The organism is Neorhizobium petrolearium (assembly GCF_017873175.1).
GTDB classification, from domain to species: Bacteria; Pseudomonadota; Alphaproteobacteria; order Rhizobiales; family Rhizobiaceae; genus Neorhizobium; species Neorhizobium petrolearium.
Genome location: NZ_JAGGJW010000012.1, coordinates 1 through 22,458 on the forward strand (window position 1 = coordinate 1; position 22,458 = coordinate 22,458).

Genomic DNA, 22,458 nt, shown 5'->3' on the forward strand with positions numbered 1-22,458 from the left:
ATAACCTCAATCCCTCGAACCGCCCGGTGCGGACCCGCATGCCGGGTGGTGTGGCAGGGGAGCGATCAAATAAGATCGCCCCCTATGCCGATTGATGGGGCAGGAAGGGATGCGGGATGGAAAACCGATCGCACTTGCCGGACCCACTCCGCCGTATCGTCATCATGGGCAATGGCGGTGCCGGCAAGACCTGGCTGGCGAAACGATTGGCGGTGCGGATCGGGATGGAGGCCGTGCACCTCGACGATGTCTACTGGCAGCCCGGCCGCTATGGCATCGCTCGCGATAAGTCGGTTGTCATTCAAGAGGTCAAGAAGCGGGCCGATGACGACGCATGGCTTATGGAGGGCGTCTACGGATGGCTTGTCGACGTGCTTCTTCCGCGTGCGACGCAATTGATCTGGATCGACCTTTGCGAGGAGGAGTGCGTTGCGAATATCCGGGCGCGCGGCATTCAAGGCGGGGAAAGCGAGGAAAGCTTCGAGGGACTGGTGAGATGGGTCTCGGAGTATCGCGCGCGGAAGAACAACTGGAATTCCTTCGACGGCCACCTAAAGCTCTATAATGGCTTTTCAGGCGTGAAGGTTCGCTTGAAAAGCCGGGATGAGATTGCTGCCTATGTCTGGGACATTTCGCGGACATGAAAACACCGGCGCAACCGATATGCGCCGGCTGAATGGAGTAAGTTCGTATGGGTCAGTTGCCGAACGCTGTGCGCAGCAGGTTGAGCTGGGCGCGGACGCTGTTTTCGTTGTCAGGCATGACGGTGGTGTCGGCGGGCCGATAGATTTCCCGGTCGAGGAGGGCGATCCGGTTCTGCAGGCGGAGCGAACGCTCGACGAGCTCGCGGAAACCTTCCGGCAGGTCGAGCCAGCCCGGCGCGCTGCGGTCGACGTTGAAGCCGTCGAGGCGTACCTTGCTCTTTTCCGACAGGACTTGATCGCGGCTCATCTCGCCGTTGTTGACGGCGCGTTGCAGGAGCAGCCAGGAAGCCATCTGCATCAGGCGGGTGGTCAGCCGCATGGATTCAGCGGCATAGAGGACCGACGCCATGCGCGGCAGGACCTTGGAGGCGGCGCGCCCCGGACCGTCGAGATAGCTCGCGGTTTCCTCAACCAGGGCCATGCCCTCAGAGTAGAGCGCCTTGAACTGCGAGGAGGCAGCGGCGCGGCCGGCAAAACTGACGGTGTTCAATCCCTGTTCGGACATCGAATTCATCCTGCTAACGCAATCACATTCAGGCAAATGGTCAAGGTCGAGTAAAAGTTCCCAACCGCTCTGACTGGCATGAACATGATACTTATAATGGAAATCCGCAAGACGTTTCTTAAGGAAAGGTTAATACCCACAAGAAGTGGTAAATAGAGGCCATCTTCTTGAAATGAGACACATTTCAGGCTGTGAATACCGCTGCGGGCCTAGCTTGGGAAACGGACCCGTGCCGAAGCTGCCGCGATGCCGTGCCGAAGGAAAATCGGAGGAATGGTCCTGCAACAAAAAGAAGAGCCGCGGGATGGCGGCTCTCAAGGTAAAACAGGGAGAAATCAGACCATTCGCCGAACGGTGAAACTGTCTGAGTCCAGGAAGCCTGGACAGATGGATATTCTCCGTTAATGATTAATATTCCGTTGAGGCGAAGCAAAAAATACCCTTAAACTTCTCGATATCTTAGTTTTTCAAGATCTGAAGAAGCTGTCGGCGGCGCGACGGCCGGCATCCTTTCTCTCTTTTTCCGCTTCCAGTCGCGCGATCTCCTCTTTCAGGAGCTTGATGCGCGAATCGAGCTCATCGACTGAGAGCATGGAAAGATCGGAGCCGATCTCATGGACTGTCGGCTTCTTGGGTCGATCGTCATCAAGAAAGCTCATGATGCCTCCTTCATCTCTGCGGTTGCCTCGTTCTTGGCGCGCGGATCGAGCGACAGGCTTTCCGGCGTCGCAAGCGGCCCGGCTGAGGTCGGCGCGGTCTGGTAGGCCTCGCGCTCCTCGACTGGCACCGGTGCGCGCTGGCGGCTGCGGATGATCGCATAAGCCGTTACCAGCATATGCGCGACCGCGGTCACAGCAAAGAGGGCATGCGGGCCGGCGAAGCTCATAACCGGGCCTCCGAGCGTCGGCCCGATGATCGTGCCGATACCATATAGCAGCAGCAGGCCGCCCGAAACCTTCACGAAATCCTCAGGTGCGGCGAAGTCGTTGGCATGCGCGACGGCGATCGGATAAAGCGCGTTCGCCGCAGCACCATAGATCGCCACCAGGATAACGATGCTGTATACGTCTGTCGGCCTCAGGAGCGCGACGGCGAGGCCAGCCAGCGCCGAGGCCGCCGAAAGGCCGGCAAGCACGTGGCGGCGGTCCATGGTGTCCGAGAGCCGGCCTGCCGGAAACTGCATGATCGCGCCGGCAAAGATGGTAATGCTGACCATGGCGGCGACCGCGCCGTGGTCCAATCCCGCCCGGGTCGCAAAGACTGCCCCGAGCGTCCCGTAAGCGCCGTTTGCCGTGCCGATCAGCAGGATGCCGACGAAGGAAATGGGGGAATTGCGGAACAGGCCGGGAAGATCCAGCCGTGCCCGCTTCAGCGGCTGCGGAGAAGCCGCCTTGGAGAGCGTCGTCGGCAGCGCGGCGATGGAGTAGAGGATGCCGCAGACCATGAAGAGTATCGGCGTGGAAATATCCGCGAAGGGCACCATCAGCTGGCCGCCGACCACGCCGAACAGGGTGATCGAGATGTAGAAGGAGAAGATCGTGCCACGGCTTTCGGGTGTGGCGCGTTCGTTCAACCAGCTTTCGATGATCATCGACGTGCCGGCGGTGCAGAAGCCGGTGATGGCGCGCAGGATCAGCCAGGCGGTCTGGTCGACCAGGATGCCGGTCAGGAGCACATTCAGGCATATCAGAGACAGGAAGCCGGAAAAGGCGCGCACATGGCCGATGCGGCGCACCACGTTCGGCGCCACGAAGCAGCCGATTACGAAACCGGAGGCCCAGGTGGTGCCGAGCAGCCCGAGCACCTCGTTGGAATAACCTTCCTGCGAGCCGCGCACTGGCAGGAGAAGACCCTGCAGGCCGTTGCCAAGGAAGAGGAAAAGCGTACCGCAGAGGAGGGCGAGGACGGGCAGAAGGTTTCGGCTCATTTTTCGGTACTGTCAGCTCTTTTCGCGGATGCAGTCAATCATGGCATCGCGTGCAAGCATTGTTGCATGCGGATGAATCGGGCGTTAACGAAGGCGGAGCGGGTTCCCCCGAATCCTCTCCAGAGCTATCTGTGGTGAAGCGCAAAAATGTCCAGCCTGTGGCGACTAAGCATGTCGCGCAAAAGTGTGCAGCGGTTTTGCGATAACGACATGCGTGAAAATAAGCACTTAAAGCGTGGTAAGCGTATCTGAAGGATCGCGACACGCTTTAGCGAAACGAAGAATGGAATGACGAAGACAATTTCAGTCCTGCTGATCCTCGCCATGGCGGCCCAGATCATCAAGCCGCTCGGCTTGCCGGGTCTCAGGCGTCGCGGCGATTTCTGGAAACTCGCGATCTTCGCCTTCGCGATCTGGGGTGCGACGCTGATCCTGCGCGATTTCTCCTGACGCTGCCGAGATTTCCTCAGCAGTCGATTGCACCGCGCATGACGGAGATGCAGCGGCCGGTAATGCGCACGTCGGTAACGATACCGCCCGTTTTCGCCACATCCAGTTCGATCAAGCTGCGGCGCCCCATCTCGACGCCCTGTTCAATCGTGATCTGCATGTTTGCATCCACCTCGGACGCCCGCGTCGCCAGAAAGGCGGAAAGGGCGGCAGATGCGCTGCCGGTTGCCGGATCCTCCATGACGTTGTCGAGCGGCGCGAACATGCGGGCACGGATATGCCATGGATTTTCGGTGTTACGGACGTAAAGGAAAAGCGAAAAATCCCCTTCCGCACGCGGATGCCGGGCGGCCGCTTCGTGGAAGACCGTGATGTTCGGTCGCGCAGCAGCCAGCGCATCGAGGTTTTCAAGCTCGGCGATCGCGAAGGGCAGGCCGACGGAGGCGATAACCGGCTTGTGGCCGGAGATGCGGACATGAGCGGCTTCGATGGAAGCGCAGCCGGCAACGAGATCCGTCGGCACCTCGTCACCAAGTTCCAGAGGACGCGGCGCGCGGATCGTGGCGCCGGTTACCGTGTCGGCCTCGCGAAGAAGCGTGATCTCCACCAGTCCGGCGATTTCCTCGAAGCGGAGCCTCTCGCCGACCGGCCTGCCGAAGAGTTCCCCCTGGCAGCCGAGCACGAAAGCCGTGCCGACATTCGGATGGCCGGCAAAAGGGATTTCCATAGTCGGCGTGAAAATGCGCACGCGGGCGCTGTTCTCCGGATTTTCCGGCGGCAGCACGAACGTGCTTTCCGCATAGCCGAATTCGGCGGCGATCTTCTGCATCTCATCAGCTGTCAAGACGCGTGCGTCGGGGATGACGGCGAGCGGATTGCCGGCAAAGCGCTCGGTGGTGAAGACATCGACGGTGACAAATTCGGCGGTCGGCATAGCGGCGTCGCTCCCAGGATATGCAGTTCGTTAGTTAGTTAAACGACGAATTTCTCTTGCGCCAACCAATCTTTGTGATTCACCGATCAATAAAACGAAGGGCCGGCGACTAGGTGCGGATCAGACCAGGCCGTGATCCTTCATCGCCTTTTCCTCGTCGCCCGTGATATAGGCAAAATCCCAGCCGACCTCTGTGAGTGCGTGCAGATCATGGCTCAGCCTCCTTTCCGCAGAGAGGTGGCGCCGCCAATTCGGGTCATCAAGACTTACCGACCGGACTGCCAAGCAAAAGGCCGCTCCGTTGCCGGTGCGGCCCATTCCCTTCCGTGACAAGGTTCGTAGCATGGCGCCCGAGATCGGCGATATGCTCCGCCACCGATCAATCGGGATCGCATCAGGACTTATTGACGCTCGCGGCGTAGATCTGATCGATCGTTTCGGCCAGGCTGGTATCGAACTCTGCATCGCTCATCGTGACGCGCAGTTTTTCCGTCAGCCCGCGCGAGAAACTCGCGATCATGCCATGGTTATGGCTGAGCTTTTCGCAGGCTTCCGCTGTGCTGTAGCCGCCGGAAAGGGCGACGACGCGAATGACTGATTTATGAGCGACCAAAGGCGCATAGAAATCGGGGACCGTCGGGATCGTCAATTTGAGCATGACGGTCTCACCTGCTGGAAGCTTTTCGAGCCGTTCGGCGATCTCGTCGCGCAAAATGGCTTCAGCCTGTTCCTTTGTCGGGCTTTTGATGGAAACTTCAGGCTCGACGATCGGCACCAGGCCTTGGCCGATGATCTGGCGCGCAACCTGGAACTGCTGCTCCACGACGGCAGCGATCCCGGCCTTGTCGGCATGGGCGATCACCGACCGCATCTTCGTTCCGAATATTCCCTTTTCACGACCGCGGATCAGAAGAGTATCCAGATCGGGCATCGGCTTCATCGTTTGAACGCCGTTTTCCTCGGCATTCAGGCCCTTGTCGACTTTGAGAAAGGGTACCACACCGCGCTTTTCCCAGAGATAGGACGGAACAGCCTCACCATCGACATCGCCGTCCATGGTCCGCTCGAACAGAATAGCGCCGATAACCTTGTTACCCGTAAAGGCGGGCGCGCTCATGATGCGGACGCGCATGGCATGCATCAGGCGGAACATCTCCTCGTCGCCCTGATAGTCGGTGTCGGACACGCCATAAAGGCGCAACGCTCCAGGTGTTGAACCACCGCTTTGATCCAATGCCGCAATAAATCCGGGCGCAGAGCTGATCTTGTTCAACATCTTCGCGTCCACCATACTACACTCCTGTCCCTAAGTTGGCGCAAAACGCGCTCATATCTCCTAAGATGCCATCCGCGGATAACAGAAGTTTTTTTTAAGGGAAATCCCGTGGTAAGTCATTGAAACGATTGAAATCGTTTCAATCGTTTAAAAGATCTAAAGTTTTTAAATGCTTCTTGACGCCGGAACGTGCGGACATAAATCCGCACGCCGATTTTTGGAATTATAGCTCAAGCCGCCTTGGAAAGCACGGCCACGCCCGGCAGTTCCTTGCCTTCCATCCATTCCAGGAAGGCCCCGCCCGCGGTCGAGACATAGGAGAAGTCGTCCGCCACGCCGGCATGATTGAGGGCCGAAACCGTATCGCCGCCGCCGGCGACCGAGACGAGCTTGCCGGCCTTGGTCTCTTCTGCCGCATGCCTGGCTGCCACGACGGTCGCCTTGTCGAAGGGGGCGATCTCGAAGGCACCGAGCGGACCATTCCAGACGAGCGTCGAAGCCCTGGAAATCCAGTCGTTGATCGCCGCCACCGATTTCGGACCGACGTCCAACACCATGGCGTCCGAAGGGATCGATGCGATATCGACAACCTCGTTGGCGGCGCCCGCCTTGAACTCGCGCGCGACGACGCCGTCGGCCGGCAGCACGATCGCGCAATTGGCGGCGTCCGCTTCCTTCATGATTTCCCTAGCCGTATCCGCAAGGTCGTGCTCACACAGCGACTTGCCGACATTGATGCCCTTGGCCGCGAGGAAGGTATTGGCCATGCCGCCGCCGATCACCAGCGCATCGACCTTTTTCACGAGGTTCTTGAGGAGGTCGATCTTGGTGGAAACCTTGGCGCCGCCGACGATCGCCACCACCGGGCGGGCCGGATTGCCGAGACCCTTTTCCAGTGCCTCCAGCTCTTCCTGCATGGTGCGGCCGGCATAGGCGGGTAGATGATGGGCGAGGCCCTCGGTCGAGGCATGTGCACGATGGGCGGCGGAGAAGGCGTCGTTGACGTAGATGTCGCCGTTTTCGGCAAGCGCTTCGGTGAAGGCCGCGTCGTTCTTCTCCTCGCCCTTGTGGAAGCGGGTGTTTTCGAGGAGCAGGATGTCGCCGTTCGCCATAGCGTCGATCGCCTTCCTGGCATCGGGGCCGATGCAGTCGGTCGCGAACAGGACTTTCTGTCCGAGCACTTCGTTGACGGCCGTCATGATCAGTGACAGCGACATGTCGGCGACCGGCTCGCCCTTCGGACGGCCGAAATGGGCGAGCAGGATGACTTTCGCACCCTTCCCGGAAAGTTCCAGGATGGTCGGCGCCACGCGCTCGATTCGGGTCGCGTCTGTCACCTTGCCATTGGCGACGGGAACGTTGAGGTCGACACGCACGAGCACGCGCTTGCCTGCGATATCGGGAAGATCGTCAAGGGTTTTAAAGGCCGGCATGATGCTGATCCACTTGCTGAGGAAAAGTTCGTGCGGACCATACTATGCCAGACCGATGACGCAAGGCGGTTATCCGATGCTTGCGCCATTCTCTTCGGGAACCTCGGCATTCATGCCGCGGAGGCCGGACCTTCCGGGGGCGTCGCGCCGCTTTTTTCGGGCACCGGCTTGCCGCGATACTTGCGCAGGAGGTCGCGGATGCGGTGGGCGATCTCGCGCATGTTGATGAAGATCGGCAGGTTGGTCGCCGGCTCCACCGGCTCCAGCGAAATGCCGAGGCTGCGGATCTCGTCATGTTCGTCGAGCTCGCGGACGATCAGCACGATCGAACCGAAGCGGATGCGGTCCGCATATTCCGCTCTTCCGCCAAGCCTGGAGGTCATCAGGTCGCCGACCGTCATGTTCTGCTCGTTGGCGGATAGCAGGCCGGGCCCGTAGGCCGCATCGAGCTCCCTTGCAGGGCGCGTCGGCGAGATGGCGAAGGCGCCGAAGAATTCGGCATCGTCCTCCTCGACCGGCACGCGGCTTGCGAAAAGGCGATCGAGAAGCTTCGTGTAGCTGGGCGCCACGAAGAGATAGACCTGGTCGCCTTCCTTCAGCCGCCCGGCATATTGGTAGCGCATGCTGCGGCCGTCGCGGATGACGAGCGACGGCATCGCCCAGCGTGGGATGCGCTCGCCGCTCAGGATCGGGCTGTCCTTCATGACGCGGTAGGAGATCAGTTCGTGGGTCGCCTTGCCGGGCAGGTCCAGTTCGACCTTGTCGACCGCCCCCATGCGCGGCGGGATGATGAGGCCGAGCCTTTCGGCAACCGGCCTGATCGTCCAGCCCTGGACCAGCAGGGAAGCGAGCACGATGATGAAGGTCGTGTTGAAGAAGACGGAGCCGGTTTCGACCCCGCTCAGGATCGGCATGATCGCAAGCAGGATCGACACCGCCCCGCGCAGGCCCACCCAGGCGACGAAGCCGGTTTCCTGCTGGGTGAAGTCGTAGGGGAGCAGGCTGAGCCAGACGGCGACGGGGCGGGCGACGAACATCAGGAAAAGCGCAAGGCCGATCGCCGGCAGGAGGATGGCTGGAAACTGCGAGGGCGTGGCGAGCAGGCCGAGCACCAGGAACATGATGATCTGCGCAAGCCAGGTCAGCCCTTCGTTGAAACGGACGATCTGCTGCTTGGCGAACATCCGGCGGTTGCCGGAATAGATGCCGGCGACATAGACGGCCAGGAAGCCGCTGCCACCCATGACGCCGGTGAAGGCGAAGACGAGCAGCGCCAGCGTCAGCACGAAGATCGGCGCAAGCCCCCGGTCGGAGGTGAAGCGGTTCAGCACCCAGACGATCATCATGCCGCCGAACAGGCCGAATATCAGACCGAGCCCCATCTGCTCGATGAAAAGCATCAGGAAACGGAAGTCCAGGCCGGAAAAGCCCTGGCCGGTGGCGACCAGTTCCGACAGCGCGATCGTCAGGAAGATCGCCATAGGGTCGTTGGTGCCGGATTCCACCTCCAGCGTCGAGCGCACCCGGTCGCGGATGTTGATGCCGCCAATGCGCAGCAGGAAGAAGACGGCGGCGGCATCCGTGGACGCGACGATCGAGCCGAGCAGCAGGCCTTCGACAAAGGAGAAGCCGAGGAAGAGCGAGGCGGCAATCGCGAAAATGCCGGCCGTCAGGAGCACGCCGGCAGAGGCCAAGGTCAGCGCCGGCGCGGCGGCGATGCGGAAGGAATGAGCGGGCGTCATGAAGCCGGAATCGAAGAGCACGATCGCCAGTGCCAGCGATCCCAGCATGAAGGTGAAGGAGTAGTTCTCGAACTGGATGCCGAGGCCATCGACGCCGGCGAGCAGGCCGATCGACAGGAAGACCAGGAGGAGGGGGGCGCCGAAGCGAAAGGCAAGCAGGCTCGAAAGGGCAGCCGACAGCACCAGGACCGTGCCGACCAGCAGGATGATGTAGAATGCCTCCACCGAATTAAGCCCCTTCCTTCACACCTCGCTCGTGACACGATCCCCGCCCGCAGTCCCGATCGCCGGAACTGTGCTGTGCCGCCCGTGCGGCTTTGCAAGAATGAGGCAGATCCCGACTGGAAGCCAGGCGAATCGATACGATGCGTTGATTAGGGAGGAACAAATCCGGCAAGAGAAGGGCGGGATATAAAAAACCTATAAAGAAAAAGTGGCCGCACCCCTGACTGAAATGTGGAATACCTGGCGTCGCAAAAGTCGCTCGCATAGTTCGGAATTTTGCCGTTGAGCTTTGCGACAGAAATTCCTTCTTTGCTCAGCGGCCGCCGGTTTCCCGGCGAAAATCAGCATTCTCGCGACAAAGAGAAGCGTAGTGCCGTCAGGCTTAGAATTAGCTTGCGAATCACATAAGTATGCGCTTATGTTTTGGCATGATCGAGAATGATATTTTCCGAGCTTTGTCCGATCCGACCCGTCGCGCGATCTTCGAGAAATTGGCGGCGGGCGGCATGAACGCCAGCGCCCTGCGCGAGGGTATGGAGATCAGCCAGCCGGCTATGTCTCAACATCTCGCCGTGCTGCGGAGCGCCAAGCTCGTGAGGGAAGAACGGCAGGGGCGTTTCGTGAATTACGAAGTCGATCCGGATGGTTTGGCTCTCATCGCGCAATGGTTGGAGAAGTATCGCGCCTACTGGCCCGCGCGTATCGAAGCTCTCAAGGTCTTGCTGAAGGATATGGATCAATGAACGACGGAAAGACCAAGAGGCCGAATAACGGCATTGAGCTGGAATTCGACCTGGATGAACCACCGCAAAAGGTCTGGCGTGCGATCAGCATTCCAGGGTTTCGGGACAACTGGCTGCCGAAGGACGCATTGGTCGATTCGGAAGCGACAGCCATCACTCCCGGTCAAGAAGTCCGCTATAGGCTGCGCGACGGCACCCCGCCATTCCTCGAAAGCACTGTGACGTTCACGATCGGCCCGAATACGACCGGTGGAACCCGCCTTCGGATCATCCACGAGCTGACCGATGCGAGGTACGACCGGATGGCGAAGGCCGCTGCAAACAGTAACAATCCGGCACTCATGCTCGCAGCCTGACGCGACAAGCTTCCTTTCAAATTTGAAAAGATTGGAGTTCGCCAATGCGCGAAGCAATGCAACTCATCCCTATGGTCATAGAACAATCCAGTAGAGGGGAGAGGTCCTTCGATATCTACTCCCGCCTTCTCCGCGAGCGGATCATCTTCCTCAGCGGCGAGGTGAACGATACCGTTTCCGCACTGGTCTGCGCGCAGTTGCTATTCCTTGAGGCTGAAAACCCGAAGAAGCCGATCAATCTCTACATCAATTCGCCGGGCGGCGTCGTGACCAGTGGCCTTGCTATGTATGATACCATGCGCTTTGTCCGCGCGCCGGTGCATACGCTCTGCATGGGAACGGCCCGTTCCATGGGCTCGTTTCTGCTGATGGCAGGCGAACCCGGTGAAAGAGTCGCGTTGCCCAATGCCAGCATCCTCATTCACCAACCTTCCGGCGGCTTCCAGGGTCAGGCTTCAGATATGCTGATCCATGCCGAGGAAATGCTGAAAACCAAGCAACGCATGACACGGCTCTATGCAGAGCATTGCGGCCGCTCCTATGAAGAGTTCGAGCAGGCGATGGACCGGGATCGCTTCATGACGGCGCAAGAAGCACTGGAATGGGGCCTTATCGACCGCATCTTGCAGGCGCGCGAAGACGCGGCTGAACTATAAGCAGGCCCTCACCCTAACCTTCTCCCCGCAAGCGGGAAGAAGGTGACGGGTATCGTCCGCTCAGATCAGCTTTGCAAGCACGATCGCCGTGTCCGCCATGCGGTTGGAGAAGCCCCATTCGTTGTCGTACCAGGTGAGGATGCGTACGAAATTGCCTTCCATGACCTTGGTCTGATCGATCGCGAAGATCGAGGAATGGCTGTCGTGGTTGAAGTCGCGGGAAACCAGTGGCTCCTCGGTATAGGCGAGAACGCCCTTCAGCGCGCCGTTGGCGGCGGCCTTGATGGCCTCGTTGATTTCTTCCTTGGTCGTGTTGCGCTTGGCGACGAACTTTAGGTCGACGACGGAGACGTTCGGCGTCGGGACGCGGATCGAGGAGCCGTCGAGCTTGCCCTTCAGTTCCGGCAGCACGAGGCCGACGGCCTTGGCGGCACCCGTCGATGTCGGGATCATCGAAAGTGCCGCGGCGCGGGCGCGGTAGAGGTCCTTGTGCATCTGGTCGAGCGACGGCTGGTCGTTCGTGTAGGAGTGGATCGTGGTCATGAAGCCATGATCGACGCCCACGAGGTCGTTCAGCACCTTGACGACCGGCACGAGGCAGTTGGTCGTGCAGGAGGCATTGGAGACGACCAGGTGTTCGCTGGTCAGCTTGTCGTGGTTGACGCCGTAGACCACCGTGAGGTCGGCACCGTCGGCGGGGGCCGAGACGAGAACGCGCTTGGCGCCGGCGGTCAGATGGGCGGCGGCCTTGTCGCGGGCGGTGAAGATGCCCGTGCATTCCATGGCGATGTCGACGCCGAGTTCCCGGTGCGGCAGGGTCGCCGGGTCCTTGATCGCGGTCACCTTGATCGGCTTGCCGCCGTTGATGGCGATCGTGTCGCCTTCGACTTTCACTTCAGCGGGAAAGCGGCCGTGGATGGAATCGTAGCGCAGCAGGTGCGCATTGGTCTCGACCGGGCCGAGATCGTTGATGGCGACGACTTCGATATCGGTGCGGCCGGATTCCACGATGGCGCGCAGAACGTTGCGGCCGATGCGGCCGAACCCGTTGATGGCAACCTTGACAGTCATTTCTGATACTCCCGCTTCTTACAGGTCTCTGGGTGAATGGTTCCGGCTCACGCGAGCTCTTTCTCGGCAGCGGCGACGACCGCTTCCGCGGTAATGCCGAAATGCTTGTAGAGATCCTTGGCCGGACCGGAGGCGCCGAAGGACTTCATGCCGATGAAGACGCCCTTCGGGCCGATGAAGTGATCCCAGCCTTCGCGCACCGCTGCCTCGACGGCGATCTTGACCGGCGAGTTGCCGACGATCGCCTGCTGGTAGGCTTCCGGCTGCTCCAGGAAGAGTTCGACACAGGGGACCGAAACGACGCGCGTCGCGATCCCCTTGCCGTCGAGGACAGCCTGGGCCTTCAGCGCGATCTCGACTTCCGAGCCGGACGCGAAGATCGTCACCCTGGCGTCGCTTGCGGAAACCAGTTCGTAGGCTCCGTGGGCGCAGAGGTTCTTCTCTTCGTAGGTCTTGCGGGCAGGCGTCAAGTTCTGGCGGGTGAGCGCCAGGCCGGAGGGGCGATGCTTTTCCTTGAGCGCCAGCTGCCAGCATTCCGCCGTCTCGGTCTCGTCGGCCGGACGGAAGAGGAGCAGGTTCGGGATCGCCCGCAGCGCAGCCAGGTGCTCGACCGGCTGGTGGGTCGGGCCGTCCTCGCCGACGCCGATCGAGTCATGCGTCCAGACGTGAACGACGCGGATGCCCATCAATGCCGCGAGGCGGACGGACGGGCGGCAATAGTCCGAGAAGATCAGGAAGCCGCCGGAATAGGGGATCAGGCCGCCATGCAGGGCGATCCCGTTCATGGCCGCCGCCGTCGCATGCTCGCGGATGCCCCAGTGCATGTAGCGTCCGGAGAAGTCGGTCGGCGTGATCGACTTCATCTGGCTGGTCTTGGTGTTGTTCGACGGCGTCAGGTCGGCGGAACCGCCGAGCGTTTCCGGCACAAGCCCATTGATGATTTCAAGCGCATCCTCGGAGGCCTTGCGGGTTGCGACCGTCGGATTGTTCTCGGCAACCTTCCTCTTGAAGGCGTCGATGGCGCTATCGAAGCTGCCCGGCAGGTCGCCGGCGAAGCGGCGGACGAACTCAGACTTCTTTTCTGCCGGCGCGGCGGCGAGGCGATCTTCCCATTCCTTGCGTGTCTTGGTGGAGCGCAGGCCTGCGAGGCGCCAGGCATCCAGCACGTCGGCGGGGACGACGAAGGCTTCCGCCTCCCAGCCCAGCGCCTTGCGGGTCGCGGCGATTTCCTCCGCGCCAAGCGGCGAGCCGTGCACCTTGTGCGTACCGGCCTTGTTCGGAGCGCCGAAGCCGATGATCGTCTTGGCTGCGATGAAGGTGGGACGATCAGATTTCTGGGCGGCTTCGATGGCGGCGGCGATCTGATCGGGATCGTGACCATCGATCTCGATCGTGTTCCAATGCGCAGCCTTGAAGCGGGCGATCTGGTCGGTGGAATCGGCGAGGCTCACGGGGCCGTCGATGGTAATGTTGTTATTGTCCCAGATGAGCACGAGCTTGTTGAGCTTGAGATGTCCGGCAAGTGCGATCGCTTCCTGGCTGATACCTTCCATCAGGCAGCCATCGCCGCAAAGCGCGTATGTATAATGGCTCTGCAGGTCGGAGCCGAATTCTTCTTCAAGCTTGCGCTCGGCGATCGCCATGCCGACTGAGTTGGCAATGCCCTGGCCGAGCGGGCCGGTGGTCGTCTCGATGCCCGAGGCATGGCCGTATTCGGGGTGGCCGGCCGTCTTGGAGCCGAGCTGGCGGAACTGCTTGATGTCCTCGATAGTCATATCCTCATATCCCGTGAGATAGAGGAGCGAATAGAGGAGCATCGAACCGTGACCGGCGGACAGTACGAAACGGTCGCGGTCCGGCCAGAGCGGGTTCTTCGGATCGAATTTCAGGTAGCGGGTGAAGAGCACGGTCGCGATGTCGGCGGCGCCCATCGGCAGGCCTGGATGGCCCGAATTGGCCTTTTCCACAGCATCCATGGCAAGGAATCGGATCGCATTCGCCATCCGGTTATGTTTGTCGCGAGAGGTCATAGCTAATCCGCTTTTTCCGGGTGTCGGTCGCGGTCCCGTTGGTACCACCAGGAGGTGGACCATGGACCGTCGGGGAGCGGCTGATCCTTAGCAGGTGCAACGCGCAAGTCAATAAAAGCACAGGCCCGACGATGGAATGATGGCGAAGTTTCCCGCATGCTGCCTGATTTATATGCAGTGCGAAGAGCATGTCAAAACACAGGCCATGATCCACAGCTAGAACAGGTTCGGCGGGTTTGGATTGATTGACCGCCTTGCAACCCGTGAATAGTCTGTGGCGATTGTGGAGAATGCGGGCCGATGCGATTCGGCCCTCTTCGCGTTTCGACAGGAAGGCTTCTCATGCCGGCGGAAAAGACGATCGACATGGCGATCTCGGAGCTGAAGGCCGCGATCGGCGGTCTCGAAAGCGCCATCGACGCGCGCATCGAGCGCCAACGCGAAGGCCAGGAGGTGGAAGGCGAGGTTCGCCGCGTGCACGCGGACCGGGCGCGCCTTGCCCAGGAACTCGACGAATCGCAATTTCGCGCCAACCGCCTGGAAGAAGTGAACCGGGAAGTCTCGCGGCGCCTGGTGACGGCGATGGAGACCATCCGCGCCGTGCTCGACCGCTGACGCGGCAACAGGATCAAGAGGGGACCTCATGGCCCAGGTAACGGTGACGATCGACGGAAAAGCCTATCGCATGGCCTGCGAAGAAGGACAGGAAGAACACCTGACCGAGCTCGCCGAGCGCTTCGACCAGTATGTCGGACATCTCAAGAGCCAGTTCGGCGAGATCGGCGATCTCAGGATCACCGTCATGGCCGGCATCATGATTATGGACGAACTGTCCGAGGTGACGCGCAAGATGGGCAAGCTGGAGGCGGAGGTTGGGGCGCTCAAGGCAAGCAGCGACGGTACGCTCGAAAGCCAGCGGCAGAACGAGCAACTCGTGGTCTCCGCGCTTGGCGAACTCGCCTCCCGGCTCGAGGGCCTGACCGCGAAGCTCAACGGGCGTGCTTCGGCGACCGTGAACTAGCCAACAGGCGCTGGCGACCGGCGATAAAAAATGGCCGCGCCGCCACTGGTGCGAAGCCGCTTTCCTCCTTATATTGGCCTCGCGGTCTGTGCTTCTCGACAGGAACACTGAATCCTCGGGGCCATACCCGATCCTTAGGGAGCTGTCCCTGACCAGGCTCGTGGGCCTGGACATACGGCGCCCACCTACGTAAGTAGGCGCCCAGGATCGAAAGCTTCCATCGGTTGTCTCGGATCGCACTCTATCCTTTGTTCCTCAACAGATCATCTTCGCGGGCGTCCGTACCGTTCGGCGCTTGAAAACGGTGGCGAGGCAACCAACTTCTTGCCGTCCCCTTCCACCAGCGGCTTGTTTTCAATGCGCCTTTTCAATACGACCTTCGCCCGATCCTCCCTGCTTATGCTGCTTCTCGGCAGCGTCATCCTGGTCGCGATCGTGCTTTCTTCCTTTTTCATGGCGCGAAAGACGCAGGTCTATTTTCAGGACGTGGTGAAGCTGCGCGACGTGCGCAGTTCCGCCTCGGATTTGCTGCTCAATCTGCGTGCCGCCGAATCCGGCCAGCGGGGTTATCTGCTTGCCCAGGACGAACAGTTCCTGACGCCTTATACCCTTGCCACGACGAGGTTGCCGCAGGCTCGAGCCCGGTTCAAGGCAGCCGTCGAAGCGCAAAACTCCATACAGGTCCGGATGGACGAACTCGATCATCTGATGGACGAGAAGCTGGAGGAGTTGCGTGGCACAGTCGATCTCGGCAGGAAAGGCGACTTCGCCGGCGCCGTCGCGATCGTCAAGGGAGCCTATGGCCGCCAGACCATGGATGGCATCAGCGCGATCCTCAGCCAGTTGGTTCGGGACACGGATGGACGGCTCAATGCGGGTGTCGGCGAGCTTCATGATTCGGCGTCGTCGCTGCAGTGGTTCACGATCGGCGGCGGCGTTCTGATCATCCTCGTGCTCGGCGGCGCGATTGCCGTCGTCGTTCAGCATATACGCGAGTTGCAGCGCGCGCGGGCGGAAGTGGTGGAACTGAACAGCAGTCTCGAAGAGCGCGTCAACGAGCGGACGGAAGATCTCATCCAGGCGAACCGGGAGATCCAGCGCTATGCCTATATCGTATCGCACGACCTGCGGGCGCCGCTCGTCAACATCATGGGCTTTACCAGCGAACTCGATCAGACCCTGAAATCGATCAGCACCTATGTTCTCGCCGACGGGGCCGCGCTGACGGAAGGCGAAGTGCAGGAAGCGCGTCAGGCGGTCGAGGAGGACCTGCCCGAGGCGATCGCCTTCATCCGCTCCTCGACGAAGAAGATGGACGGGCTTATCAACGCGATCCTGAAGATTTCGCGTGACGGACGGCGTGAGCTGAAACCGGAGAGCGTCAACCTGCAGGAACTCCTCGAGATGACCGCGGCGAGTGTCTATCATCAGGTCAACGAGGCGGGCGGAGAGGTGAATATTTCGGTGGCGGCAGCTCGCGGCCTTATTACCGACCGATTTTCGATGGAACAAATCTTCGGCAATCTTTTCGACAATGCGGTCAAGTACAAGCACCCGGACCGCCCGTTGATGCTCTCGGTCAAGGCCATGCCGGCGGGGCGCAATTCTATTCGCATCGAGATCGCCGACAACGGCAGAGGAATAGCGCCGGAGGATCACGGGCGAATTTTCGAGCTTTTCCGGCGTTCCGGGGTCCAGGACAAGCCTGGCGAAGGAATCGGTCTCGCCCACGTGCGCTCATTAGTGAGAAATTTAGGGGGCGAGATTACGGTGACCTCCACCCTGGGCGGCGGCGCGACGTTCATCATCCGCCTGCCTACCAATCTGTCCCAATCTGTCAGGAGTTACGGGTCATGAAAGCTGCCGGAAGAGAAGTCACGATCGTGATGGTCGAGGACGACGAGGGTCATGCGCGGCTGATCGAGAAAAACGTCCGCCGCGCCGGAGTGAACAACGAGATCGTTCCGTTCACCAATGGCAACTCGGCGCTGGATTACATTCTCGGGACGGACCGCTCGGGAGCGGTCAGCCATGAACGGTACCTGCTCATCCTGCTCGACCTCAATCTGCCGGATATGTCGGGCGTCGACATCCTGGAGAAGGTGAAGTCCAATCCTCACACCAAACGCCTTCCGGTCGTCATCCTGACCACGACCGATGACGAGCGGGAAATCCAGCGTTGCTACGACCTTGGAGCCAACGTCTACATCACCAAGCCCGTCGACTACGAAAACTTCGCGCACGCCATCAGACAGCTTGGGCTGTTCTTTGCCGTGATGCAGATACCCGGACAATAACGAGAAGCGATGCCGCGCACCATTCTTTACGTCGATGACGACCTTGCCCTTGCCAGACTTGCCGAACGCCACCTTGGCCGCGCCGGTTATCAGGTCGTTCACGCGCTGGATGAGGCCTCCGCGATGGACGCGGTGGATCGGGGCGGCCTCGACGCGGTCGTGCTCGATCATTACCTGAGGTCCGGCACCGGGCTTGCGATCCTCCACCGGTTGAAGGAGCGTGGTTCGGATATTCCCGTGATCTACGTTACAGGCTCCAGCGACGCGACGATCGCCATCGACGCCTTGAAAAGCGGCGCCTCGGACTATGTCATCAAGACGGTCGGCGAGGAGTTCTGGCCGCTGATGGAAAGCGCAATCGATCAGGGCATTTTCAATGCCGAACTGCGCCGCGCCAAGGAGAAGGCCGAACAGGAGATCCGTCGCGGCAAGGAGCGCGCCGAGATACTGCTTGCGGAAGTCAACCACCGGGTCGCCAATAGCCTGGCGCTGGTTGCCGCACTCATCCGCCTGCAGGCCTCGAACAGCGGCAGCGAGGAGGTCAAGGCGGCACTCTCCGAAACGCAGGCGCGCATTACCGCCATCGCCGGCATGCACCGCAGCCTCTACACCTCCGACGACGTCCGCCACGTGGCGATGGACAAGTATCTCGACACGCTGGTGCGCGAGGTCCAGAGCTCGGTCAATAATCGGCAGGGGCCTTCGATCCGGCTGGATGCCGAACCGGTATCGCTCTCGTCCGATCGCGCCGTTTCCATCGGCATGATCGTCACGGAACTGCTTACCAACGCGTTGAAATATGCCTATCCGGCCAGCGCGGAAGGCGAGGTGAGAATCCTCCTGAAGCGTCAGGGCGAGGACAGCGTGCTTCTTGCCGTCGAGGACGACGGCATCGGTTGGCGCGAAGACGATCAGCCGAAAGGCACGGGGCTCGGCAGCCGTATCGTCAAGTCCATGGCTGCGACGCTCGGTTCGGCCATCCACTATGTGCCGAATATCGCCGGAACCCGCGCCGAACTGACGATCGGCCTGCACTGAAAGCTTCAGCCACTTCGCATGATTTTGTTCCAGCCATTGCAATGGGCGGGATGCGACCCTATGATTTCCATCTGCGAGTGAAGGTGCATAGCTCCGAGAACCGGTCTCCGGTTTTCTGAGCTGTGCGCGAAACTTTGCCGGCGAGGCGTCTTCGGCGCGATCGCATCAAGGCGGGCCGTTCTTCGGAGCGATGCTTCTGTTTCGCGCGCGGAATATTGTCCTAGCCAAAGAGCTCCTCTTGTTAACCGAAATCATCATCGTCATTGCGCTCACCGTTTTGAATGGTGTCCTGGCAATGTCGGAACTTGCCGTCGTGTCCTCCCGCCCCGTTCGTTTGAAGGTCATGTCCGAACAGGGCAACCGGGGCGCGGCGACGGCCATGCGGCTTGCGGAAGACCCCGGCCGCTTCCTCTCCACCGTGCAGATCGGCATCACGCTCGTGGGCGTGCTTTCCGGCGCCTTCTCCGGCGCCACGCTCGGCGCGCGTTTCAGCGGATGGCTTCAGGCACAAGGCCTGTCGGACAATGCCGCGGATGCGCTCGGCGTCGGCTCGGTGGTGGTCGCCATCACCTATCTCTCGCTGATCATCGGCGAACTGGTGCCGAAGCGGATCGCATTGCGTGCGCCGGAGACGGTCGCCGCGCGGGTCGCGCCGGCCATGAAGCTGCTTGCGACAATCGGCGCGCCGATCGTCTGGTTTCTGGATGTTTCCGGCCGTATGGTGCTTAGCCTGCTCGGCCAGAGGGGCGAATCCGGGGACAGGGTGACGGACGAGGAAATCCGCACCGTGCTCGCCGAAGCCCAGAGCGCGGGGGTGATAGAGACGGAGGAATCGGCGATGATTTCCGGCGTCATGCGGCTCGCCGACCGCACGGCGCGCGGCCTGATGACGCCGCGCCGGGATGTCGAGGTCATCGATACCGAGGATGACCCGGAAGAGCTTCGCGCCCAGCTTCGCGCCACGCAGCGCTCGCGCTTGCCGGTGCGCAAGGGTAGTTCCGACGAGATCCTTGGTGTGCTGTTCGTCAAGGACGCCTACGGCTTTATCGCCGGCGAGAAGCAATTCGACGTGGCGGGGCTGATGCGCGAGGCGCCTGTCGTTTCGGACCTCACGGGCGCGCTCGATGTCATCCAGGCGCTCCGCCGCGCGCCGGCCCATATGGCGCTGGTCTACGACGAATACGGTCATTTCGAAGGCATCATCACTTCCGGCGACGTCCTGGAGGCCATCACCGGCGTCTTCCAGGAGGACGAGGAGGAGGAGCCCGCGATCGTGCCGCGCGACGACGGCTCCTTCCTGGTGGCCGGCTGGATGCCTGTCGACGAGTTCGCCGAACAGATGGGCGTTCCGATCGGGGAGGACCCCGGCTACGAGACCGTCGCGGGCTTTGTGCTTGACGAGATGAAGCACCTGCCGGAACTCGGCGAGAGTTTCACGAAGAACGGCTGGACCTTCGAGGTCGTGGACCTCGACGGCCGGCGCATCGACAAGTTGCTCGTCACCAAGGCTACGGAAAGAGCGTGATGGCGGATGGGAAGACGAAAGCGGAGTTGCGTGGCGAGCGGCTCGCCGCGCGTGACGCTATCTTGCCGGTCGAGCGGATCGAAAGGAGCCTGGCGATCGCCTCGCACGGTGCCGGCGCGATCGACTTCGAAGCAGGCGCGATCGTTTCCGGTTTTCTGCCGATCCGCTCGGAGGTCGACCTGAGGCCGCTGATGGCCTCCTTGAGGGACCGCAGCGCGCGGCTTTGCGTTCCCGTCATCCTCGACAAGAAAACGATCGTCTTCCGCGAACTGATCCGCGGAGCCAACCTGGTGCCCGGTACGTTCGGCACCTTCGGCCCGGGTCCGGAGGCGGCGGAACTCGATCCCGACGTCATGCTGGTGCCGCTTTCGGCTTTCGATCGGCAGGGGCACCGGATCGGCTACGGCGGCGGCTACTATGACCGGGCGATTCACCGTCTACAGCAAAAAGGCCTGAAGCCGAAGCTGATCGGGATTGCATTCGACTGCCAGGAAGTGGCATCAGTGCCGTTTGAACCTCACGATATCAGACTGGACGCGGTCCTGACGGAAAGCGGCTACCGGCCCTTCGAACAATCGGGCCAGGCATAGATTGGATAAGAATGCGCCTTTTGTTTCTGGGTGACATGGTGGGCAAGACCGGCCGCACGGCGGTGTGGGAAAAGCTGCCCGGCCTCGTCTCCGACCTGAAGCTCGATTTCGTCATCGTCAACGGGGAAAATGCCGCCGGTGGTTTCGGCATCACGGAAGAGATTTTTCTGGAAACGATCAATGCGGGTGCCGACGTGGTGACGACCGGCAACCATGTCTGGGACCAGAAGGACGCGATTGCCTTCGCCGCTCGCCACGACCAGTTCCTCAGGCCCGCCAACTATCCCGCCGGGACGCCGGGCAGGGGCGCCGGGCTTTATTATGCCAGGAACGGCGCCCGCATCCTGGTCGCCAATATCATGGGCCGGGTCTTCATGCACCCGGAACTCGACGATCCGTTCAAGAGCGCCGAGACGATCCTCGCGGCTTGTCCGCTGAAGGAACAGGCGGACGCGATCGTCTTCGACTTCCATGCTGAGGCGACCAGCGAGAAGCAGTGCTTCGGGCATTTCGTTGATGGCCGCGCCAGCCTCGTGGTCGGCACCCATACGCATGTGCCGACGGCCGATTGCCAGATCCTCAACGGCGGCACGGGCTACATGTCGGATGCCGGCATGTGCGGCGACTATGACAGTTCGCTCGGCATGGACAAGGAAGAACCACTCAACCGCTTCATCTCGAAAATGCCGAAGGGGCGCTTCGAGGCGGCGACGGGCCCGGCCACGCTCTGCGGCCTCGGCATCGAGATTTCCGACGCCACCGGCCTTGCGGAGAAGATCGCGCCCCTGCGGATCGGCCCGCGGCTGGCCGAAACAGTTCCATCTTTTTGGAACTAGAGGGCTGCACTTGAGGGATGGTCTCAGGCCCAGCCCCCAACCTGAATGTGGAATAGCTCGTGTCAAAAATCTCTGTCGCGAAACTCTGACTTTTGCGACAGGATTTTCCTGAAAGGATCAGCCTCCCGTTTTTGTCGCAGAAGTTAGGAGTTACGCAACCTGACAGCCATAGGCTCGCCGTGTGGGAAGCTGATAACCTGCTCTGGTAACGGCCAATCCGCGATAGCTTCCGGCTCGTCCTCCCCATCAACAGTGACGATCCTGAGCCGTGAAGCGAGATGGTCTAGCGTCGTCCTCGCCTGGTGCGACAACCCGGTTGAAACGGGGGAGAGGTCCCTTGATAGACCCCAGTAATCCCACGGTTTCAGCTCCAGTTTACGCAGGGCTGCGATTTCTCGAAGCAGGCTTCCCGCGACGAACCATTCCCCGCCGAGATCGAGGCTCGATACGCCAAATCGTAAGGCAATCTCCGGCTCGTCTTTGATCCGGAACCATGCTTCGCCTGCCGTCAGGAACCGCTCGCGTGGCACATCCAGAGTGTCGAAAGAAACTCCTCCTATAGCCGTAAACTCCACATCAAGCCGTTTCCAACGCTCGCCGTCATGCCATTCGCAAAGCCAATGATCCTCCCAATGGTCTTGAACCAGATAATCGGCGAACCCGACACGGAGGCGAGCTGGAGTGCCGCACTCACGAAATCTGCTGACAGCCAGTATAGCGAAATCCCGGCATACGCCGCCGACCTTATGCTGTGCGGTATCGCCTTCAAGCAAATCGCGTTTTACGGCGACAGACAAAATTTCTGCCACTGAACGAAGCTCCAAATCGGCGGCCTGTTCAGGTGTGAAGCCTCGTTCTCGGGATTCGGCCCCGCGAGGATGCTGCATGAATGAGCCAATCCACCGGGCAATTGAGTTTGGCTCGACGCCACCGCGCATCAATGTTTCGCGATAAGGCCCAGGTTCCGAGTAGATGCTATGGGAAGCGTAGAAGGATTTGTGCATTGCTGTCTCTTCCTGTTGAGGTTGAGACACGACAAGAAGGGCAAATTTTCAAAAATTGTCAATCAAACCGTTGTCGCGTTAACCCCGATTAAAGC

The 22,458-nt window shown here is 60.8% G+C and carries 24 protein-coding genes and 1 other RNA gene; 14 read left to right on the plus strand and 11 right to left on the minus strand.

Annotated elements, in window-relative coordinates; genetic code table 11:
- Positions 1-116: 116 nt before the first annotated feature.
- Positions 117-644, plus strand: coding sequence for a P-loop NTPase family protein (locus tag J2046_RS21875; RefSeq protein ID WP_233470204.1), 528 nt, complete (start codon positions 117-119; stop codon positions 642-644).
- 52 nt (positions 645-696) lie between these two features.
- Here the strand turns inward: J2046_RS21875 and rcdA are convergent, their stop codons facing one another.
- From rcdA to J2046_RS21890, 3 genes are all read right to left on the minus strand, one after another.
- Positions 697-1,209 carry a protease adaptor protein RcdA gene (gene rcdA / locus J2046_RS21880; RefSeq protein WP_037156053.1) on the minus strand — a complete coding sequence of 171 codons (513 nt, stop codon included), beginning with the start codon at positions 1,207-1,209 and terminating at the stop codon, positions 697-699.
- 467 nt (positions 1,210-1,676) lie between these two features.
- On the minus strand, positions 1,677-1,868 hold the full coding sequence (locus J2046_RS21885; RefSeq protein WP_210055556.1) for a DUF1192 domain-containing protein: 192 nt from the start codon (positions 1,866-1,868) through the stop codon (positions 1,677-1,679).
- Positions 1,865-3,136: an MFS transporter gene (locus J2046_RS21890; RefSeq protein WP_210055558.1), complete on the minus strand. Its 1,272-nt coding sequence runs from the start codon at positions 3,134-3,136 to the stop codon at positions 1,865-1,867. The genes J2046_RS21885 and J2046_RS21890 overlap by 4 nt, the downstream gene beginning before the upstream one ends.
- A 288-nt stretch (positions 3,137-3,424) precedes the next feature.
- Here J2046_RS21890 and J2046_RS21895 point away from each other — a divergent pair, with 288 nt between their 5' ends.
- Entirely contained in the window at positions 3,425-3,586 is a 162-nt protein-coding gene (locus J2046_RS21895) for a hypothetical protein (protein ID WP_200883990.1), read from the plus strand.
- Between the two features lie 16 nt (positions 3,587-3,602).
- Here J2046_RS21895 and J2046_RS21900 read toward each other — a convergent pair whose 3' ends face one another.
- The 5 genes from J2046_RS21900 to J2046_RS21920 form a co-directional block, all read right to left on the minus strand.
- Positions 3,603-4,520 (minus strand): PhzF family phenazine biosynthesis protein, encoded by a 918-nt coding sequence (locus tag J2046_RS21900; protein WP_210055560.1) that lies wholly within the window; start codon positions 4,518-4,520, stop codon positions 3,603-3,605.
- 120 nt (positions 4,521-4,640) lie between these two features.
- Complete coding sequence (locus tag J2046_RS21905; RefSeq protein ID WP_210055562.1) at positions 4,641-4,805, minus strand: hypothetical protein; 165 nt, start codon at positions 4,803-4,805, stop codon at positions 4,641-4,643.
- A 109-nt stretch (positions 4,806-4,914) separates the two neighbouring features.
- A complete protein-coding gene (locus J2046_RS21910; protein WP_210055564.1) occupies positions 4,915-5,811 on the minus strand; it encodes a fructose bisphosphate aldolase in 897 nt (298 codons plus the stop codon).
- A 215-nt stretch (positions 5,812-6,026) separates the two neighbouring features.
- Positions 6,027-7,229: a phosphoglycerate kinase gene (locus J2046_RS21915; protein ID WP_210055566.1), complete on the minus strand. Its 1,203-nt coding sequence runs from the start codon at positions 7,227-7,229 to the stop codon at positions 6,027-6,029.
- Positions 7,230-7,339: 110 nt separating this feature from the next.
- Positions 7,340-9,196, minus strand: a complete 1,857-nt coding sequence (locus J2046_RS21920) for a potassium/proton antiporter (RefSeq protein ID WP_210055568.1) — start codon at positions 9,194-9,196, stop codon at positions 7,340-7,342.
- 428 nt (positions 9,197-9,624) lie between these two features.
- Between J2046_RS21920 and J2046_RS21925 the strand changes: the two genes are divergently transcribed.
- Genes J2046_RS21925 through J2046_RS21935 form a run of 3 tightly spaced genes read left to right on the plus strand, consistent with a single transcriptional unit; the run spans position 9,625 to position 10,951 of the window.
- The gene (locus J2046_RS21925) at positions 9,625-9,939 is read left to right on the plus strand and encodes an ArsR/SmtB family transcription factor (protein ID WP_210055570.1); all 315 of its coding nucleotides are present in this window, start codon (positions 9,625-9,627) and stop codon (positions 9,937-9,939) included.
- A complete protein-coding gene (locus J2046_RS21930) occupies positions 9,936-10,295 on the plus strand; it encodes an SRPBCC family protein (RefSeq protein WP_210055572.1) in 360 nt (119 codons plus the stop codon). The genes J2046_RS21925 and J2046_RS21930 overlap by 4 nt, the downstream gene beginning before the upstream one ends.
- Positions 10,296-10,339: 44 nt before the next feature.
- Positions 10,340-10,951, plus strand: a complete 612-nt coding sequence (locus J2046_RS21935) for an ATP-dependent Clp protease proteolytic subunit (protein ID WP_210055574.1) — start codon at positions 10,340-10,342, stop codon at positions 10,949-10,951.
- Between the two features lie 60 nt (positions 10,952-11,011).
- On the opposite strand, the gene gap is transcribed toward J2046_RS21935, so the two are convergent.
- A complete protein-coding gene (gene gap, locus J2046_RS21940; protein ID WP_210055577.1) occupies positions 11,012-12,022 on the minus strand; it encodes a type I glyceraldehyde-3-phosphate dehydrogenase in 1,011 nt (336 codons plus the stop codon).
- A 47-nt stretch (positions 12,023-12,069) separates the two neighbouring features.
- Positions 12,070-14,052 carry a transketolase gene (gene tkt, locus J2046_RS21945; protein WP_210055579.1) on the minus strand — a complete coding sequence of 661 codons (1,983 nt, stop codon included), beginning with the start codon at positions 14,050-14,052 and terminating at the stop codon, positions 12,070-12,072.
- 342 nt (positions 14,053-14,394) lie between these two features.
- Here tkt and J2046_RS21950 point away from each other — a divergent pair, with 342 nt between their 5' ends.
- From J2046_RS21950 to J2046_RS21990, 9 genes are all read left to right on the plus strand, one after another.
- Positions 14,395-14,667, plus strand: coding sequence for a DUF4164 domain-containing protein (locus tag J2046_RS21950; protein WP_210055581.1), 273 nt, complete (start codon positions 14,395-14,397; stop codon positions 14,665-14,667).
- 28 nt (positions 14,668-14,695) lie between these two features.
- The gene (locus J2046_RS21955; protein WP_210055583.1) at positions 14,696-15,073 is read left to right on the plus strand and encodes a cell division protein ZapA; all 378 of its coding nucleotides are present in this window, start codon (positions 14,696-14,698) and stop codon (positions 15,071-15,073) included.
- Positions 15,074-15,153: 80 nt separating this feature from the next.
- Positions 15,154-15,313: non-coding RNA, 6S RNA (gene ssrS / locus J2046_RS21960), on the plus strand.
- 117 nt (positions 15,314-15,430) lie between these two features.
- Positions 15,431-16,930, plus strand: coding sequence for a sensor histidine kinase (locus tag J2046_RS21965; RefSeq protein WP_210055585.1), 1,500 nt, complete (start codon positions 15,431-15,433; stop codon positions 16,928-16,930).
- Positions 16,927-17,370 carry a response regulator gene (locus tag J2046_RS21970; RefSeq protein WP_210055586.1) on the plus strand — a complete coding sequence of 148 codons (444 nt, stop codon included), beginning with the start codon at positions 16,927-16,929 and terminating at the stop codon, positions 17,368-17,370. Before J2046_RS21965 ends, J2046_RS21970 begins: the two co-directional genes overlap by 4 nt.
- Positions 17,371-17,379: 9 nt before the next feature.
- Positions 17,380-18,408 carry a sensor histidine kinase gene (locus tag J2046_RS21975; RefSeq protein ID WP_210055589.1) on the plus strand — a complete coding sequence of 343 codons (1,029 nt, stop codon included), beginning with the start codon at positions 17,380-17,382 and terminating at the stop codon, positions 18,406-18,408.
- A 253-nt stretch (positions 18,409-18,661) separates the two neighbouring features.
- Positions 18,662-19,933 (plus strand): hemolysin family protein, encoded by a 1,272-nt coding sequence (locus J2046_RS21980; RefSeq protein WP_210055923.1) that lies wholly within the window; start codon positions 18,662-18,664, stop codon positions 19,931-19,933.
- Positions 19,933-20,523 carry a 5-formyltetrahydrofolate cyclo-ligase gene (locus J2046_RS21985; RefSeq protein WP_210055591.1) on the plus strand — a complete coding sequence of 197 codons (591 nt, stop codon included), beginning with the start codon at positions 19,933-19,935 and terminating at the stop codon, positions 20,521-20,523. The genes J2046_RS21980 and J2046_RS21985 overlap by 1 nt, the downstream gene beginning before the upstream one ends.
- A gap of 11 nt (positions 20,524-20,534) precedes the next feature.
- Positions 20,535-21,359 (plus strand): TIGR00282 family metallophosphoesterase, encoded by an 825-nt coding sequence (locus J2046_RS21990; protein ID WP_037156095.1) that lies wholly within the window; start codon positions 20,535-20,537, stop codon positions 21,357-21,359.
- Between the two features lie 143 nt (positions 21,360-21,502).
- Here J2046_RS21990 and J2046_RS21995 read toward each other — a convergent pair whose 3' ends face one another.
- Complete coding sequence (locus J2046_RS21995; protein WP_210055593.1) at positions 21,503-22,363, minus strand: transglutaminase-like domain-containing protein; 861 nt, start codon at positions 22,361-22,363, stop codon at positions 21,503-21,505.
- Between the last annotated feature and the right edge of the window lie 95 nt (positions 22,364-22,458).

Excerpts from the sequence above, each read along its gene's own strand:
- J2046_RS21875 (WP_233470204.1), top strand. The coding sequence starts at position 117 with ATGGAAAACCGATCGCACTTGCCGGACCCACTCCGCCGTATCGTCATC.
- rcdA (WP_037156053.1), bottom strand. The coding sequence starts at position 1,209 with ATGTCCGAACAGGGATTGAACACCGTCAGTTTTGCCGGCCGCGCCGCT.
- J2046_RS21885 (WP_210055556.1), bottom strand. The coding sequence starts at position 1,868 with ATGAGCTTTCTTGATGACGATCGACCCAAGAAGCCGACAGTCCATGAG.
- J2046_RS21890 (WP_210055558.1), bottom strand. The coding sequence starts at position 3,136 with ATGAGCCGAAACCTTCTGCCCGTCCTCGCCCTCCTCTGCGGTACGCTT.
- J2046_RS21895 (WP_200883990.1), top strand. The coding sequence starts at position 3,425 with ATGACGAAGACAATTTCAGTCCTGCTGATCCTCGCCATGGCGGCCCAG.
- J2046_RS21900 (WP_210055560.1), bottom strand. The coding sequence starts at position 4,520 with ATGCCGACCGCCGAATTTGTCACCGTCGATGTCTTCACCACCGAGCGC.
- J2046_RS21910 (WP_210055564.1), bottom strand. The coding sequence starts at position 5,811 with ATGGTGGACGCGAAGATGTTGAACAAGATCAGCTCTGCGCCCGGATTT.
- J2046_RS21915 (WP_210055566.1), bottom strand. The coding sequence starts at position 7,229 with ATGCCGGCCTTTAAAACCCTTGACGATCTTCCCGATATCGCAGGCAAG.
- J2046_RS21925 (WP_210055570.1), top strand. The coding sequence starts at position 9,625 with ATGATCGAGAATGATATTTTCCGAGCTTTGTCCGATCCGACCCGTCGC.
- J2046_RS21930 (WP_210055572.1), top strand. The coding sequence starts at position 9,936 with ATGAACGACGGAAAGACCAAGAGGCCGAATAACGGCATTGAGCTGGAA.
- J2046_RS21935 (WP_210055574.1), top strand. The coding sequence starts at position 10,340 with ATGCGCGAAGCAATGCAACTCATCCCTATGGTCATAGAACAATCCAGT.
- gap (WP_210055577.1), bottom strand. The coding sequence starts at position 12,022 with ATGACTGTCAAGGTTGCCATCAACGGGTTCGGCCGCATCGGCCGCAAC.
- tkt (WP_210055579.1), bottom strand. The coding sequence starts at position 14,052 with ATGACCTCTCGCGACAAACATAACCGGATGGCGAATGCGATCCGATTC.
- J2046_RS21950 (WP_210055581.1), top strand. The coding sequence starts at position 14,395 with ATGCCGGCGGAAAAGACGATCGACATGGCGATCTCGGAGCTGAAGGCC.
- J2046_RS21955 (WP_210055583.1), top strand. The coding sequence starts at position 14,696 with ATGGCCCAGGTAACGGTGACGATCGACGGAAAAGCCTATCGCATGGCC.
- J2046_RS21965 (WP_210055585.1), top strand. The coding sequence starts at position 15,431 with ATGCGCCTTTTCAATACGACCTTCGCCCGATCCTCCCTGCTTATGCTG.
- J2046_RS21970 (WP_210055586.1), top strand. The coding sequence starts at position 16,927 with ATGAAAGCTGCCGGAAGAGAAGTCACGATCGTGATGGTCGAGGACGAC.
- J2046_RS21975 (WP_210055589.1), top strand. The coding sequence starts at position 17,380 with ATGCCGCGCACCATTCTTTACGTCGATGACGACCTTGCCCTTGCCAGA.
- J2046_RS21985 (WP_210055591.1), top strand. The coding sequence starts at position 19,933 with ATGGCGGATGGGAAGACGAAAGCGGAGTTGCGTGGCGAGCGGCTCGCC.
- J2046_RS21990 (WP_037156095.1), top strand. The coding sequence starts at position 20,535 with ATGCGCCTTTTGTTTCTGGGTGACATGGTGGGCAAGACCGGCCGCACG.
- J2046_RS21995 (WP_210055593.1), bottom strand. The coding sequence starts at position 22,363 with ATGCACAAATCCTTCTACGCTTCCCATAGCATCTACTCGGAACCTGGG.